Genomic DNA, 815 nt, shown 5'->3' on the forward strand with positions numbered 1-815 from the left:
GCTACCAGTTATCACCCTTACTAGGGACACATTTACTACACACAGAGGTAGGTATAATAAATGGAAACAAAACTACTAAGGATAGCTGAATTAGCAAAATCTGAGCCTAAAATGAAATTTACATCACTTGCACACTTACTAAATGAGCAATCGCTAACACAGTGTCATCATGAACTACCTAATAAAAAGGCGACTGGTGTTAATGGAACTACTAAAGAACAATACAGCGAAGACATAGAAGAAAACATAATGGATTTGGTAAGTAGGCTCAAAAGCAAAAGTTATCGACCTGTTCCAGTAAAAAGAATGTATATCCCAAAACTCAACACAAACAAGAAAAGACCTTTGGGGATACCTGAACATGAGGATAAAATTGTACAAAAGGGTATTACCAAAATACTAAATACCATCTATGAAAATGACTTCCTAGATTGTTCATTTGGGTTCCGCCCTAATCGAAACTGCCATGATGCGCTGAAAATATTGAACCTTTATATTGAAAAGAGGTCAGTAAGTTATGTAGTGGATGTGGATATCAAAGGTTTCTTTGACAATGTGGACCACAAATGGATGATGGAATTCTTGAAACTCCGAATCGCTGATCCTAACCTTCTGAGAATAATTAGCAGGTTTCTTAAAAGTGGATACATGGAGGAAGGGAAGAAGTACAGGACAGATAATGGTACACCGCAAGGTGGAGTAATATCTCCGATATTAGCCAATGTTTATCTCCATTATGTTCTGGACTTATGGTTTGAGAAAGTGGTTAGGAAACAATGTAAAGGACAGGCTTACATAGTAAGATACGCAGATGA

Annotated in this window: 1 protein-coding gene; it reads left to right on the top strand. The window is 36.9% G+C overall.

The annotated features are described in order from the left end of the window. Positions 1-60 precede the first annotated feature (60 nt). The coding region (locus CHI06_RS28495) for a reverse transcriptase domain-containing protein (protein ID WP_257009506.1) at positions 61-815 on the top strand (755 nt) is incomplete at its 3' end.

Source organism: Bacillus sp. 7884-1, from assembly GCF_002272245.1.
Taxonomy (GTDB): Bacteria; Bacillota; Bacilli; order Bacillales; family Cytobacillaceae; genus Neobacillus.